At 37.3% G+C, this 15,794-nt stretch carries 15 protein-coding genes and 3 pseudogenes; 11 read left to right on the plus strand and 7 right to left on the minus strand.

Annotated elements, in window-relative coordinates:
- Positions 1-7 precede the first annotated feature (7 nt).
- Together I6E80_RS06630 and I6E80_RS06635 are read right to left on the minus strand one after the other, a co-directional pair.
- Positions 8-775 carry a hypothetical protein gene (locus I6E80_RS06630; RefSeq protein WP_197183818.1) on the minus strand — a complete coding sequence of 256 codons (768 nt, stop codon included), beginning with the start codon at positions 773-775 and terminating at the stop codon, positions 8-10.
- 29 nt (positions 776-804) lie between these two features.
- Entirely contained in the window at positions 805-1,839 is a 1,035-nt protein-coding gene (locus tag I6E80_RS06635) for a hypothetical protein (protein WP_197183817.1), read from the minus strand.
- 140 nt (positions 1,840-1,979) lie between these two features.
- Here I6E80_RS06635 and I6E80_RS06640 point away from each other — a divergent pair, with 140 nt between their 5' ends.
- Complete coding sequence (locus tag I6E80_RS06640) at positions 1,980-2,192, plus strand: hypothetical protein (protein WP_197183816.1); 213 nt, start codon at positions 1,980-1,982, stop codon at positions 2,190-2,192.
- 73 nt (positions 2,193-2,265) lie between these two features.
- Positions 2,266-2,745 (plus strand): hypothetical protein, encoded by a 480-nt coding sequence (locus tag I6E80_RS06645; RefSeq protein ID WP_197185141.1) that lies wholly within the window; start codon positions 2,266-2,268, stop codon positions 2,743-2,745.
- Positions 2,746-2,776: 31 nt separating this feature from the next.
- Here the strand turns inward: I6E80_RS06645 and I6E80_RS06650 are convergent, their stop codons facing one another.
- On the minus strand, positions 2,777-3,445 hold the full coding sequence (locus I6E80_RS06650; RefSeq protein ID WP_197183814.1) for a hypothetical protein: 669 nt from the start codon (positions 3,443-3,445) through the stop codon (positions 2,777-2,779).
- Between the two features lie 72 nt (positions 3,446-3,517).
- A pseudogene (locus I6E80_RS06655) lies at positions 3,518-3,922 on the minus strand (LexA family protein).
- Between the two features lie 584 nt (positions 3,923-4,506).
- Here I6E80_RS06655 and I6E80_RS06660 point away from each other — a divergent pair.
- A complete protein-coding gene (locus I6E80_RS06660; protein WP_024594351.1) occupies positions 4,507-4,995 on the plus strand; it encodes a hypothetical protein in 489 nt (162 codons plus the stop codon).
- Positions 4,996-5,174: 179 nt separating this feature from the next.
- Here I6E80_RS06660 and I6E80_RS06665 read toward each other — a convergent pair whose 3' ends face one another.
- On the minus strand, positions 5,175-6,572 hold the full coding sequence (locus I6E80_RS06665) for a heavy metal sensor histidine kinase (protein ID WP_197185142.1): 1,398 nt from the start codon (positions 6,570-6,572) through the stop codon (positions 5,175-5,177).
- Positions 6,562-7,248 (minus strand): heavy metal response regulator transcription factor, encoded by a 687-nt coding sequence (locus tag I6E80_RS06670; RefSeq protein ID WP_010388408.1) that lies wholly within the window; start codon positions 7,246-7,248, stop codon positions 6,562-6,564. Before I6E80_RS06670 ends, I6E80_RS06665 begins: the two co-directional genes overlap by 11 nt.
- 166 nt (positions 7,249-7,414) lie before the next feature.
- On the opposite strand from I6E80_RS06670, the gene I6E80_RS06675 reads away from it, so the two are divergent.
- The 8 genes and pseudogenes from I6E80_RS06675 to I6E80_RS06710 all read left to right on the plus strand — a co-directional run bounded on the left by I6E80_RS06675 (position 7,415) and on the right by I6E80_RS06710 (position 13,894).
- Positions 7,415-9,238, plus strand: a complete 1,824-nt coding sequence (locus I6E80_RS06675) for a copper resistance system multicopper oxidase (protein WP_121954844.1) — start codon at positions 7,415-7,417, stop codon at positions 9,236-9,238.
- Positions 9,235-10,098 (plus strand): copper resistance protein B, encoded by an 864-nt coding sequence (locus I6E80_RS06680; protein WP_010554095.1) that lies wholly within the window; start codon positions 9,235-9,237, stop codon positions 10,096-10,098. The genes I6E80_RS06675 and I6E80_RS06680 overlap by 4 nt, the downstream gene beginning before the upstream one ends.
- 22 nt (positions 10,099-10,120) lie before the next feature.
- Positions 10,121-10,528: a copper resistance CopC family protein gene (locus I6E80_RS06685; protein ID WP_010558009.1), complete on the plus strand. Its 408-nt coding sequence runs from the start codon at positions 10,121-10,123 to the stop codon at positions 10,526-10,528.
- 11 nt (positions 10,529-10,539) lie between these two features.
- Positions 10,540-11,448 carry a copper resistance D family protein gene (locus I6E80_RS06690; RefSeq protein WP_121954843.1) on the plus strand — a complete coding sequence of 303 codons (909 nt, stop codon included), beginning with the start codon at positions 10,540-10,542 and terminating at the stop codon, positions 11,446-11,448.
- 23 nt (positions 11,449-11,471) lie between these two features.
- Positions 11,472-11,959, plus strand: a pseudogene (locus I6E80_RS06695) (DUF4440 domain-containing protein).
- Positions 11,960-11,969: 10 nt separating this feature from the next.
- The gene (locus I6E80_RS06700; RefSeq protein ID WP_197185143.1) at positions 11,970-12,488 is read left to right on the plus strand and encodes a DUF411 domain-containing protein; all 519 of its coding nucleotides are present in this window, start codon (positions 11,970-11,972) and stop codon (positions 12,486-12,488) included.
- Positions 12,489-12,621: 133 nt separating this feature from the next.
- On the plus strand, positions 12,622-13,134 hold the full coding sequence (locus tag I6E80_RS06705; RefSeq protein WP_197185144.1) for a DUF305 domain-containing protein: 513 nt from the start codon (positions 12,622-12,624) through the stop codon (positions 13,132-13,134).
- Between the two features lie 28 nt (positions 13,135-13,162).
- The gene (locus I6E80_RS06710; protein WP_002963060.1) at positions 13,163-13,894 is read left to right on the plus strand and encodes a MauE/DoxX family redox-associated membrane protein; all 732 of its coding nucleotides are present in this window, start codon (positions 13,163-13,165) and stop codon (positions 13,892-13,894) included.
- A gap of 692 nt (positions 13,895-14,586) precedes the next feature.
- On the opposite strand, the pseudogene I6E80_RS06715 reads toward I6E80_RS06710, so the two are convergent.
- Positions 14,587-15,763 (minus strand): annotated as a pseudogene (locus tag I6E80_RS06715) (IS3 family transposase).
- Between the last annotated feature and the right edge of the window lie 31 nt (positions 15,764-15,794).

Genomic DNA, 15,794 nt, shown 5'->3' on the forward strand with positions numbered 1-15,794 from the left:
CGTAATATTATTTATTATTTTCATCTTTTAGTTTGTACTTTTCATTCAAGTATTCGAGATTTCTACTAAAAGCCTTTTTAGCGGTTTCCAAATCAATTAGAGATTGTGGAATATCACTTTGGTTAATAAATACATTTTTATGTTGTTCAATAGCATTAATATAACCTTCAATTTGCCCTATCACAGCTTCAAGAAGTAAATTAACAATTCTAGCACTATCTATGTCCAGCTTATCCCTGAGCCTCTTAACTACAACACAGGTTTTTCGAAGTTTCCAAGAATATAAGTTGAAGTGAGGGCCAAGCTTTCTAGCTGCGCTAGTTTCTTTTGGAACAAAATCAGAGTACACATCTCCTCCTGCACTTTCTAACTCGTCCAATATTTTTGTCAAAAAATCTAAAAGTCTTTGCTGTTTGTCATACTCAATTTGTTCTTTAAATTGTTTCCGTTGTTCTTCTAAATTTTCTTTACTCAATATTTCAGATGACTTAATAGCCTCAGTCGTATGCTCATTTGCCTTTGCTTGTTCTTTATTACTTTTTGACTGTAAATAAACAGTATAAATAATTCCTATAAAGGAGAAAAATGATAGAACAGGGCCAAGCACGCCACCAAAAAAACTACCAAAATGAGACCATGTTTCAGTAGTTCCACCATAACCGACTCCAACGCCTTTAAACCATAATAAGTACACACCACCGATACACACAAAAGCAAGAGCTATAAGTACAATCAAGAGCCATTTTGGTGAAGTTTCACTATTAGTGTTAGACATAAATATCCCTTTTAAATTGTAGTTATATATCAATAAGCTCTTTCTGGAACACCAAGCAACCTTAAAATTTCATTTTTAACACTTCGTAGTTCATGGGCTGGTAGCGAATTAGGCGCTTTGTTGAATATACTATATCCTTTAGCATATCTTTCTCTATAGCTATCGTAAGCATCTGATGTATAACTATTCATTAAAAACATGTTCGGTTTCCCTATTAAACCTTTAAAGAGTTCCAACAATTTTTCTTGATTTAATTTTTTTACCTCCTGCTGTTTAAAATAAATATCTCTCTCTTCTTCATAATCATCAGCACTTGAATCAAATAAACCATAGTATCCGGGGCTAAATGCATAACCTGTTGATACTGCGACCATCAATAACGCTAATTTAGTTTTGTTATTTTTCTGCTCTGAGAATCTTGCAGCTAACTTCTCTAAATTATTAAAAGCTCTCCCATTACGGTCCGGCAATTCATTGATTTTCGCAGGACCAATAATCAAATCAGGTTCTAAAACATCAAAATACTTTTCAGCCATCATAAAACCAATATCAAGAAATACGAAATCGTAGTTATCTATTATCGGCTTTAAGGCACCTGGAGAAGAAGAGTAAGGTAAATTTACTAAGTCATTCGTGAAACTCAAATTATTTGAGCTTTCAACTTCTATCGTTCTTGGAAATGGATAGTTATGTTTAACAGACATCTCGCCATACATTGCGCAACCATCAGGGTCAGAAATAACAAGTACCTCATACCCATCGGCCATTAAAGCAGTGCATATATCAATAGTTAGTGACGTATGCCCTGCACCACTTTGGCCACCATAAAAGCTAACTAGCTTTCCTAATTTCCCTTGCTTATTTGGCGGGTACGGTAAACCGTGCTTTAAGCAAAATAGTTCAAGTGTTGCTGGCGGTATGTTCAAGCTGCTACTAGCAGTCACCGGTGCTTCATACCTTTGCCATAATCGCCGGTTCTTATAAACACTATCTGCCGCTTGTTGACTCGATAAACCTAATTTTTTACGTAACTCTCTTAAGTTTGCGGGGGTAATTCGCTTCATTTACTACGTCCTTCTTGATATATAACATCTAAATACGAACTTTACGACGTAATTTGTACCACAGGACGTACGTATTTTCACTTTTTAATGAACAAAATTACTTGTATCTTTTCCTCAACGAAAACAGCAGGAAATACCAAATGCAAAACAACAAAGCGCTACAACTTAAAAACGAACTAGATAAAAACATCTACCAAGCAGAAGCCGCAATTAACGCGCTATGTATCGAAGATCACTTTGAAGCAATGGATAAAGACACCCTAGCAGGGATGTTATGGGTGTTATCAGACAACCTTGAAAAAATAAAACGAAGTGTGAGAGGTATTACAATATATAAAAACCCGCTTAATTAGCGGGTTATGTTTACACCTTATAAAATAATTAGGTAAGATAGAAAAACTAAAAATGGAATTTAAAGGACACATAATGCGTAAATTAATTACCCTAACCCTTCCTATATTCTTGTACGCATGCGCCAATGTAAATATGGTTCCCCATGATGTAGCTATGGTCGATTTTGATGCACCAGAAGGTAAAACAGGTTGGTCACAATATCAACATGTTGAAACATTCCATGGCTATACAACCGACCAAATTTACGATGCTGCTAAAGTAGCATTAGGTAGTGCGGGATTCTCTTTACGCATGGCAGATAAATCCAAAGGCGCTGTTATTGGTGAACATGGTATGACTGCACATGATTGGAACGTCATTGCTGGCGTATACTTTAAGGAAGAAGAGAATACAACTAAAGTAAAGATTATAGCTGAAGGCTCTAAAGACATAGGATTCAGCGGCGATGTAACATCAGACGGCTGGACAGGTAAAATTTTACGAGCAATGCGCCAGTATTTAAACGAAACGCACCAAACAATCTTGAAAGTTAATAAAGCGGACATTGAATAATTACAAAATCCGCTTTTATTTAAAAGTTAAGTTAGCAATATTTCTCAGAAAAAACAGCTAACTCCTGAGCTCGTAATGGTTCCCAACCATTTTGAATAGCAAACCTCTTTACTAACTCAGGAGTTAAAGTGTTTGTATTTCTGAGAGAAGAAAACAATCTTTTAGCTAAGTCTTTATCAGATGGATGAGTTAGACCTGTTGACATATTTATACTACGGCCTAAGCTAAGTATCACTTCCTGAGCTTCAGAGCTAAGAACATCTGTATCAATAGCCCAAGTTGTAGGCCCAATAATTTTAGGATTCCAAATTGCTAACCAATCTTTACCTTCATCTTCCCTCCAAGGCAAAAATACAATCGCTTCAGACCTTGCTGAATCAACTAAATTCATGTCAATTTCTGAAGTATAAATAGCAAAAATCACTTCGTTATTTGAAAATTTATCAATATTTTTGGGGGTTCGAAAGGTAAGCTTAATACCATCGATAGCATTAACTGTGCCACCATCTAAAATTGTCTTTGTTGCTTGCTTACCTAAAAAGTTAGCTACGATAGAATTCTTAAATCCTTGCTTCGTAGGAAAGACTATTATTATATTTGTAAGTGACCTTCCCTTACAAACTTCTAATGCCGTATAAAAAGCCAGTTCAAGATTACCTTGGTTTGGCCCTGTATTTTCTACGATAAATCGATTATTCATATATCTTCCTTTTAAAGACCACTATATCCAATAAGTGCATACCTGCATCTCAACTATACAACCTCAAAAGATTCAATCAAATCTTTTTAACTCTGCGCAGTACTTGTGTAGCCTAATACTCTTAGTAACAACACCTTCTAAGCAAAAGCCATCTTCAGGTGTTATGTACACTGGTGCGTAGTCATCTGATGTCGACATTGGCAAACGCTCTTCTTTATGGACAATTTTACAGACAAAGCTGCCATTGTAAGTAGCAACTACTACATCTCCTGTAATTACATCAACAGCACGATCAACAAATCTTCATCGAATATCCCTACCCCCTGCATAGACTGCCCCGATGCTAAACCTATAAAAGGTAGCATCAGGATGCTTAATAAGTAGCTCATCCAAAGTTAAACCCAGCTCTTTATATTGCGCTGCCGTCGATTCAAAACCAGTAATACCCGCCTCGATATAAATAGGAATAACAAACATACACACTAAAATAAAATACTGTTTATTTATACAAGTATTAATTAAGTCAATTCATTTTGAGAGATAAACTAACTTATTGAGGAAAGTGAGACTTTTGATTAAAATTTTCTAATGGGTTGTTTATATTGAACTTAACTGATAACGTAAATACTCGATTTGTAATAAGGGCCGTAACCGCTTGATTTTATTGAATTGTAAAAATGATAAAAATTGCAAAGTTAACTGTACATAAAATCAGTTAATTGCATTTATAATTTATAAATTACAATAAGTTAACTCGATATAGCGTCACATCATGGGGTGGCAGGGGTCGAGAGTTCGAATCTCTCCATACCGACCAATTAATTCCTCTTTATTTCAAATTGTTATAAATTAAACTCTCTTCTTTATCGCACATTTATCGCACAACACATACCTTAAATTATTTTATACTTTTAAGGTATAAAAGGGGGGGATATATAGGAAGACAGCTAATGGCCCCCTTATAAACCAGCTTTATCATTATTTTAAAAAATAAACACATTTAACTTGTCTCCATGTTTTTCAAATTGTAATTTTAATCTAAAAGTACATTAGAGAATGTTATGCACATCAATCAAAAAAGAAAAACCACTTCACACTTATTATTTGATGAAATTATTTGTGCAATTGTGTTTGGCTCAATACCCTGTCTTTTAGTACTACAATTTTCAGGTGTAGAAGGCCTAGTTAGCTTTTTCGAAGGGATTACTCCCCCTGACTATCTAATATACTACTTTCTTCTACTGACTATTTTGCATAGTGTTGTTTGGGCTATTTCTAAATACAGCTTGTCTTTATCCGATTCTACTAGAACGTTTAAATACAGATTACATGCACTTTCATATCAAGTTGGTTTTAATCTAGTAGGTTTTTATCGAGCTATAGCAGGTTCACTCCCTTTCATTGCAATACCTATATTAATTTATGATTCGACAAGAGATAGCACCCTTAAAGCTATATTTATGCTTTTATTTTCAATTGCTAGTTTACTAGTCGCCTACTGGCTAACATATTGGCAGCAAAAGACCGCACCAAGAATTAAAGAGTTTTGATTTATGCTTAAGCGAACAAAAAGTTTGAAACTTAAGGCAACAACTAACTTGAAAAATGCCGGACACCTGTGAATTGGAAATTAAAAGAAGATAGGCAGCTTTGAGTGGTTGAACTCACAGCACTTAGCTGAACTTCGCCAAAGAGCTACAAGCAAACATTGAGTTATTGGTTTTAATAATTAGCTTTTAACTAAATTTAAATAAACTTTAAAGCTGGTAGTTTGATTATTTGAACTGACCTCTATATCTCCACCGTTTGCTTGCGCTAGAGCTTTAACTATTGCAAGCCCTAAACCTGCTCCGTCACTGTGTCGTTGCCGCGACTTATCAGGTCGATAAAAGCGGTCAAATAAATAAGGTAAATGCTCAGAAGGTATTCTCTCCCCTGTATTAATCACTGAAATGCATATTTTTTCAGCGGTGGTCATTTCACTGTTTACAGTGATTGATGAGCCTTTTGGGGCGTACCTAATTGCATTGGATAGTAAGTTTGATAATAATTGACGAAAGTGTAATTTGTCACAATAAAAACAAAGGTTTTGACCTTTTTTATTAAATGCAATCAATGAGTCTTCAGCCAAAGCGTCAAAATACTCAAATAACACTTCAATTTCATCATGGCTTTTTAGAGTGTTTTGAACGGGTTTAATTAGCCCGTTTTGAGTTTTGGCGAGCCAAAGCATATCACTAACCATTTTCGTTAATCGCTCGAGTTCTTCTAAGTTAGAAAATAATAATTCTTGATACTCTTCCAACTGCCTTTTTTTAGATAATCCAACCTGTGTTTGAGTAATTATATTCGTTAGTGGAGTTCGTAGTTCATGAGCAATATCACTAGAAAAATTTGATAAGCGAATAAATTCCCCCTGGAGCCTGTCGAGCATTGAGTTAAACGACTGCACCATATTAACAAGCTCAATAGGCACTTTATTTTCATCGAGCCTTACATCCATTTTATTAGTTTGGATATCGTGTATTTTCTGACTTAAACCTCGTAAAGGGTTTAATCCTTGATGTATAGCAAACCAAGCCACCAATAAAATGAGTACCGCTGAGCCAAACATAATGGCCCAAAGGCTTTGTTGAAATTGATTGAGAAAGTGTAAATGAAAGCTCATGTCTATCGCTGTAGTAATTTTGTATTGCTGTTGCTCAGTACTTAAATTACTCACCAGAGCTCGGTAGGTGTGGGTATCATTTTGCCATGAGGTAATGTTGTTACGGTTAAAGCCAGTTGAAGCCTTAGCACTCATTACAAAATCACTAAAATCTCGTTCAGAGCTTTGAAAAATGAGATCTCCTTTTGCGGTATTTACCTGATAGTAAACACCGTGATGACCCGCTACAGCGTTAGATAATTCATTTTTAAGTTTCAGGTTTGATTTATAGTGTTGTCTTAAAACTAATTCAATAGATTGATTAATAACATGCAGTTCACTACTATCTTGCTGGAAAAAATGATGTTTTATCGAACTATTTATTAAGGTGGCAACTAAAGTTAAGCACGCAATAACGGTTACAGCCACAAACAACACAACACGCATCGTAAGTGATAAAGGCCGTGACTTAATAGCCATCAGTTTCAACCTCTAATTTATAGCCCATACCGCGAACTGTATGAATTAATTTAATAGTAAAGTCATCATCAACTTTTGCTCTTAGCCTACGAATGGCAACATCAATCACATTGGTGTCGCTATCAAAATTCATATCCCATACTTGAGAAGCAATTAACGAACGTGGTAGTACTTCACCTTCGCGCCGTAACAATAGTTCAAGTAAGCTAAACTCTTTATTACTCAATAAAATACGCTTGCCTGCACGTTGTATTTTTCGCTTTGGAATATCCATTTCTAAATCAGCAACGATCAGTATATCGTCAACTGTTTGTACTGCACCACGGCGAATAAGAGTGCGTACTCTTGCTAAAACTTCAGCAAAAGCAAAAGGCTTTATTAAATAGTCATCAGCACCAAGTTCGAGCCCCTTTACTCTATCGTCTATGCTATCGCGAGCAGATAAAAATAGTACTGGGGTTTTGTTATCTGCTTCACGTAGCGACTGTAAAATTTTCCAACCGGATACGTCAGGTAACATGACATCAAGTATTATTACATCAAATAATTCGGTCATTGCTAGGTGATGACCGTCAAGACCATTGCGCGCCAAAGAAACCTGAAAACCAGCTTCACTTAGTCCCTGTTTTAAATAATCTCCCGTTTTTGCTTCATCTTCAACAACTAATAAGCGCATACAATTCCTTCATTAAAGTCCTAACAACTACCTCTGCAAATATTATGCAGTATCTGTCACTACAGCAACATGACACCAAGATTACAACTTTGTAATGTTCGCGTCATGTTGAAGACAGGTCTATTTTCTATACTCAATACATATTCTGCTATGAAGGAGTAAGGAAATGGGGTTTAAAAAGTCATCACAACAGGTTAGCACACCACGAAGACGATTTGTTCAAGGCTTAATTGCAGGAGGTGTACTTGCTGCTTTTCCGAGTGTATTACATGCTGCATCATCTTTAGTAGCAGGAACAATAACAGGCACTGTGCCCGAACTTAGCGGCGAAGTAATTGATCTGGTTATAGATGAATCGCCGGTTAACTTTACTGGCGTAGTACGTATGGCGACAACTATCAATGGATCTATACCCGCTCCTACCTTGCGCCTCAAAGAAGGCGATGACGTTACTATTAGAGTAACAAATAAGTTATCAGTACCGAGTTCAATTCATTGGCATGGCATTATTTTACCGTATCAAATGGATGGCGTACCAGGTATCAGCTTTAAAGGCATTATGCCGGGCGAAACCTTTGTTTATAAATTTAAACTGCAACAAAGCGGTACATATTGGTATCACTCACATAGTGGCTTTCAAGAAATGACAGGCATGTACGGTGCATTAATTATTGAACCGCGAGAAAACGATATTATTAGTGCAGATAACGAGCATGTTATTCAATTATCTGATTGGACTGATGATGACCCAATGGCGCTGTTCCGTAAATTAAAAGTACAGAGTGATGTATTTAACTTCAATCAACCCACTGTCCCAGAGTTTTTCGATGACGTTTCAAGCAGCAGTATTTCAAATGCTCTACAGCGCCGAAAAATGTGGAATCAGATGCGAATGAATCCTACAGATTTAGCTGATTTATCTGCATCAGCAATGACTTTTTTAATGAACGGTAGTACTCCAATGGCAAACTGGCGTGGATTATTTAAAGTTGGTGAAAAGCTTAGGTTAAGGTTTATTAATGGCTCTAGTAATAGCTTTTTTGACGTGCGTATCCCCGAGTTAAAACTAACGGTTGTACAAGCAGATGGGCAAAACGTTGAACCAGTGACAGTTGATGAATTTAGATTCGGCCCTGGTGAAACCTACGACGTAATTGTTGAGCCTAAAAATGATGCCTATACGATTTTTGCTCAAAGTATGGATCGCTCTGGTTACGCAAAAGGAACTTTATCAAGCTCGCCTAATATTGATGCGCCAGTACCTGCACTTGACCCTGTTGAATGGTTAACGATGACCGATATGATGGGCAATATGACCCACGGCGGTGAGCATTCTGCAATGGCTGGTATGGCAGGCATGTCAGATATGAACTCTAAAGAAATGGATCATAGCGCTATGGGGCACGGTGCAATGGCGATGGATCATAGCAAACATGGTATGTCTGAAAACCCATTAGCGGTTGCCAGCTCTAAAGTGCGTCATGCAAAAACGGAGTATGGAGCTTCAGTTGATATGCGCGTTGATATGCCGAGAACAAATCTTGATGATCCTGGTATTGGTTTACGTAAAAATGGTCGTCGTGTTTTAACACTTGCAGATTTACACTCACTTGAAGGGATCACTAACCAGCAAGAGCCAGAAGCTGAAATTGAGCTGCATTTAACCGGAAACATGGAGCGTTATAGCTGGTCATTTGATGGCTTAGAATTTGGTAAAAGCACGCCAGTGCATATGAAGCATAACCAACGTTTAAGAGTTATTTTACAAAACGATACCATGATGACGCACCCTATGCATTTGCATGGTATGTGGAGCGATTTAGAAAACGAGCAAGGTGATGTGCAAGTGCGACGTCATACGATACCTGTTCAACCCGCACAAAGAATCAGCTTTTTAACCACCCCTCACGATGTAGGTCGCTGGGCTTGGCATTGCCATTTATTATTCCATATGGATGCCGGTATGTTTAGAGAGGTAGTCGTATCATGAAACAATTAAAACTATCTAAATCATTAGGTTTATTAATGTTAACAGGGGCTTCATTAATTAGTTTCCCTTTATTAGCGCAAAGTGAAATGGCACAAATGAATAGCGCTAAGATGCAACCACAAGGAGGAAGTGCACCTAAAGATGCAAGAGACCCCCATGCTTACTCTGCGGGAACAACTTTAACAGAAGGCCCATATGCGCTTGAGGGCAATGAGCGATTAACACTCGCTGATGAGCATCCATTTTACGCATTACTAGGCGATCGTCTTGAATATAACGAGCAAGCAAACGCAGGTGTATTTGACTTACAAGCATGGTACGGCACTACCTTTGATCGATTGGTAATTAAAACCGAGGGTGATTTCAGCGAAGGAAGTATTGAAGAAAACCAAACCGATATTTTATGGGGTCACGCCGTATCAGCATATTGGGATACTCAAGCAGGTGTTCGTCTTGATTACAATAAAGAAGGTGAAAATCGGCAATGGTTGGCTTTTGGCTTACAAGGTTTAGCCCCTTATTGGTTTGAACTTGATATGACAGCATACGTAGGTGAGCGAGGCAATACCGCATTTACGTTAGAGGCAGAGTACGAACTATTACTCACGCAAAAGCTAATTATACAACCGCGAGCCGAAATTACACTTTATGGCAAAAACGATAAACAAAACGAACTTGGAAGTGGCCTATCAAGCAGCGCGATTGGCTTTAGGGTTCGTTATGAATTTACACGCCAGTTTGCGCCCTATATTGGCGTTGAATGGAGCAATAAATTTGGCAATACCGCCGACTATGCCACATCAAGTGGACAAAGTAGCAACAACACCGCATTTGTTGCGGGTATTAAATTTTGGTTTTAATCATTTTAAATAAGAGGTAATTATGAAGTTTTTTAATTCTGCAGTAGCTATTTTAGGTTTAGTACTTACATTTTCCGCATCAGCGCATATATCACTCAAGCAATCAACACCTGCGCAAGAAGCCATGTTAATGAAAAGCCCAGAGCAACTTTCGTTAACTTTTGGTGGTGAAGTAAGGCTAGCAAAAGTCATCATCAAAGATGAAAAAAATAAATCAATAAACTTTGATTTCAAACCAAGCTCTACCCCAAGCACAGACTTTAGTTGGTCATTGCCGAGCTTAGTCCAAGGCACTTACACGGTTAAATGGACAGCACTGGGTGGTGATGGACATAAAATGACCGACACGTTTAGATTTATGGTACACAAAAGTGAATCGCATAAGATGATGCAAGAACAATCTAATACCCACAGCAAACATAATCATTAAGTAGCAACATAATGCAATTAAGTGAATGGTCAGTACTCTTACTATTATTAAAACTAGCAAGCTATATCGCAATTGCAGGGCTTGCGGGCACTTTATTAATGCGCTTTATGTGTGGCAACAGCAATGTTGCAGGGCATCACTTAATTAGCTTTTATCAGTTCTTAAAACGTTGGCAAATTACGTGTGTAGTTACAGGTAGTATTGCTGCACTTTTACAAGTACCAATAGAAGCTGGAGCAATGGCTGAATCAGGCTTTATGGGAATGTTTGACCCCTTTATGCTTGAAATTGTTTGGCAATCAGTCATAGGTGACCAAGCAACGTTTAGAATACCAGCGCTTATTATTGCTCTAATTAGCGCATGTATGTGGAGTGTGGAATCAGATGATAACGTAGCAGGTTATAAAAACGTTGCCGTTATACTAATCATGCTTGGGTTTATCGCTTATAGCTTCACTTTTACTGGGCACAGTGCAAATGAAAATGGGTTAGTGAAAAGTATTTTAACCTTTCACCTTATTGCCATTGCGAGCTGGTTAGGGTCATTGTGGCCGCTTTACAAAAGCTGCACTTTACTACCTACCAGCGAAGTAAAGCGGTTAATGCATTACTTTGGTCAACTCGCTATTGTTATTGTATTTGTACTACTTATTTCGGGCTTAACTCTGCTCCTGCAGTACCTAGAGTCATTTTCTGCATTGTTTACATCAAATTATGGGCAACTAATTTTATTAAAGCTGTTACTCGTCAGCGCGATGCTGTTACTAGGTGCATGGCATAAGCTTTTTTTAGTCCCGCAAATCACTCAACAACACCATATAAGTATATTAAAACGCTCGATCACTGTTGAAATATTAATTGCCCTATTTGTACTTATTACAACAAGTGTATTTACAACACTTGTTGGTCCGCCTATTTAACGATTAATAAAAAAGGAAAATGTATGTTAATTAAATCCTCTAATTTAAAAATTTTATTGCTACTAATTTTTAGCGCTGTTAGTTCTTTTGCTGTGAACGCACACACCCATGAAGAGCACACAAAAAAAGGCTGGGTCTTTGTTAATGTTGATAGCGAAGCTGCAAAGGCAGTTAGCTTATTTCATGCATCCCTAAAACAAGGCGATGCCAAAGGTGCCCGTAAATTACTAGCCGACGATGTCGTCATTTTTGAAGGCGGAATTGTTGAGCGTTCTGCAGATGAATACGCGAACCATCATATGATAGCGGATATGAAATTCTTAAGTGCAGTTGATAGTGAACTGCTAGAGCATCAAGTTCACACAAATGGAGACATAGCTTACTCAATTTCAAGAAGTAAAACTCAAGGAAAGTATAAAGGGAAGATATTAAGTCTACGGGAATGGAATCAATCACATTAAAAAACACCGATAAAGGTTGGAAAATCACTCATATTCACTGGTCTAATTAAGGAGTTAACAATGCGAGTAATCTACATTACCTCAGCGTTTTTTTTATCATTAACTATGTCATTTTCGGCAATGAGTATCGAAAAACAGCATAAAATATCAATAATCTATGAAAATTCAGAAAAACCTGAAATTGAGCTTACCGTTTATAAAAGTAAAAATTGTGGATGTTGTAATAAGTGGATTGCTCATTTGAGTGAAAACAATATTCAAACAAAAGCAATTAACGTTAATGACATGGGGTCGATTAAATCTCAGTATCAAATAAAACCTAATATGCGCTCATGCCATACAGCCGTGTCAGCCGATGGATTTGTATTTGAAGGTCATGTTCCCGTTAAACATATAAAACAGTTTTTATCTGGGCAACACGCTCCGCACATTACAGGCTTAAGTGTACCAGCCATGCCTATTGGCACTCCCGGAATGGAAATGGAGGGTATATTTCACAAATATAATATTGAACTACTCACTGACAACTCAAATGAAGAAACCTACAGATACATAAGTAAATCCAGCGAGCAATTTTAGCCTAACGGCATAATTTTTGATTTAATTGTTAAATACCCATTTTACACAACAGGAAACACTGATTTGTGAGCTTGATAGTGTAAAAATTACTCACATGTAAAAACAAAATACAAAACTTTTAAGGAGCAATACAATGTCACACTATTCAAAATTTTTTTTAATGATAGCAACATCCACAATAACCATGTTTGTATTGATGTATTTGAACACCTACCAACTTAGTCATGTTTATTTTAGTGAAACTCGTACTTATATGGCGCTTTATATGGGAGCCACGATGGCAGTGATAATGCTACTTTTCATGCTCAATATGTATAAAGATAAAAAGAAAAATATAACAGTACTCATTGCTAGTGTTGCCGTATTTGCAGGAAGTTTATTTTTAGTTCGCTCACAAGTGACTGTTGATGATAGCTCATGGATGTCGGCGATGATCCCACATCATTCAATTGCCATACTCACCAGTGACAGGGCAAAAAGCAAAGATAAACGCGTTCAAAAGCTAGCTACAAATATAATTGAAGCCCAAGAGCGAGAAATAAAAGAAATGCAATGGCTCCTAAAAGATATAGAGCAAAACGGCATTGCACAAACCAATTCTCAAGCACAATTAAGAGCTGTTCCAGATTTCAATTCAAATAAATAAATAAACCGCATAACATAAGGAGTAAAGCATGAGTAAATCAGCCCAACTTTTTAGAATGGCAACAGATGAGCATATTTGTCCGTTTGGTTTAAAATCAAAAGACCTACTAGAGCGAGAGGGATATACAGTTGATGATCAGCTTTTAACTTCTCGAGAGCAAACAGATGAATTTAAAAAACAACACAGTGTAGAAACTACACCTCAAGCATTTATTGATAATAAACGTATAGGTGGCTACGACGATTTACGTGATTACTTTAATAAGCCACAAGCAGCCCAAGAAGGTACAACTTACACGCCCGTGATTGCGATTTTTTCGGTTAGTTTTTTGCTTAGTGTGGCATTTAGTTTTGCATCGGATAATAGCTTATTATCAATGCAAACCGCTGAACTGTTTGTAGCCCTAACAATGGCAGTGTTAGCAATACAAAAGCTTCAAGACTTATTTAGCTTTACTAATTCATTTATAACCTATGACTTAGTCGCTATGAAAGTAGTCAGGTACGCTTATGTTTACCCATTTTTAGAAGCATTTGTTGGCATTGGAATGATAGCCGGATTACCAGCCTATATTATTGCCCCTATTTCATTATTCATAGGTGGGGTTGGTGCTGTTTCAGTGATAAAAGCAGTCTATATAGATAAACGAGAGTTAAAATGTGCGTGTGTAGGCGGTGACAGTAACGTACCACTAGGGTTTATCTCTCTAACAGAAAACTTATTTATGATAGCTGCCGGTATTTGGATGTTTGTTAGGTAAATAACAGCTTTAATTTAAAAATATGATGACGAGCTTATTTATAGCACGAACCAGATTCAGTAGTTGAGTCTGGTTCTGCCTGAACTTAAAATGCCATCAATTTGCTCTGGCTTCTCTAAGGTATCTTGAAGTTACAACGAGACTAAAGTTTTTTATCAATTGCATGATTTAAAAAAGCACTAGCCCTCTAATTTTATTAAATAGATCTAATCTAAATTTGATTCCAGAATTCTTTTGGCAATAAATTTTGTGAAATTTTTTCTAGTCCGCTTAGAGCGAATAGCGGTCATTGTGATTGGCTAAATATAATAGTTAATTAGTCAAATTGCTGTTTGCTCACATATACAAGTAAACGTGGTACGAGTAGACATTTACGCGGCTCGCGTACCGTCAAATTGTTACCCCCCTCATTGCCTCCACAAACCGATATAATGAGGTAAATATATCAATTAGAAGAAAAACGATTTTAATTGGCGAGTTTAGTGTACTCCAGTTTTTTATTGATCTTTAAGCTTAGCACGCTACAAAGCAGTGCGGGGATGAGTGATAACCAGCCTGGTATTGAGGCGCTAGTTACATTAAGTTGTTCGAGGCGGAGGGTGGACTATATTTATTTAGTCAAGACGATTGAGGCATCTACTTAATAATTGGCTATAAAAAACATCTTATTCTTTTTTATTGACTTGTAGTGGTCAACTAATTTTGGCCACAGTTTTAGAATCTTGGTATCTAATCTCAGATTCATTTGGTGCTAAACCAGCATTATAATGATGCGGTCTAACATTGTTGTAATATCCATTGATATAATCACTCACACTATATTTAGCATCTTTAAAGTTTTCATATCCAACCTTTGGGATCCACTCTGTCTTAAAACTTCTAAAAAATCGCTCCATTGGCGCATTATCCCAACAATTTCCACGCCTACTCATACTTTGTGTGATTTTATAGCGCCATAAACGTTGGCGATATTTTAAACTTGTATAATGACTACCCTGGTCTGAATGGAACATGAGTCCTGTCGGTTTTCCTCTGCTTTCGTACGCGAGTTCAAGCGCTTTTAGCGTTAAATTAGTATCTGGTGACAACGACATTGCCCAGCCAACCACTTTGCGTGCAAACAAATCAATAACGACGGCTAAATAAGCCCAGCGATTGCCTGTCCAAATATACGTCACATCACCGCACCACACGGTATCTGGCTCAACAACATCAAACTGTCTATCAAGCAGGTTTAGGATCTCAAGGTGTTCATTACCACCACGTTTATATGAATGTTGAGGTACTTGGCAGCTTTCAAGCTTTAATTTAATCATTAGCTTAGCTGCACGATAACGGCTCAATTCAAAATCATTGTTCGTTGCTATTGCTGCGATTGTCCGTGCCCCTGCTGAACCACCACTCATCGCATGTATTGCTTTTACTTCAGCCTCTAACCTTACTTGTTCAAGTGTCGGCGTTGTATCGCGTATGACCCAGTATTTATAGCTGCTGCGATGCACATTGAATACACTACATAGCACACTAATTGGATAACGCTCTCGTTGATTTAATTTCTCAATTAGCGAGAATTGTTCAGGGAGTCGGACATCAAGAGAGCGGTAGCCTTTTTTAATATATCCTTTTCTAATTCAATGCGTTGGATTTGCTTTTTAAGTTCGCGGATTTCAATTTGTTCGGGTGTCATTGGCGAAGCTGATGGTGACTGACCATTACGCTCTTGCTTTAATTGGGTAACCCATTTACTGACGGTTGATTTACCCCCATAGCCTTGGCTGCATCTTCTTGTGTATAACCTTGGTCCACCACAAGCTGAGCCGTTTCTAATTTAATTGCCGCTGAATATGTTGCGCGTTTTGATTTCGTCATTTTTTCACCCAAATTTGTATGCTTAATTAGC

Source organism: Pseudoalteromonas sp. NSLLW218 (assembly GCF_015864775.1).
Lineage (GTDB): Bacteria > Pseudomonadota > Gammaproteobacteria > Enterobacterales > Alteromonadaceae > Pseudoalteromonas.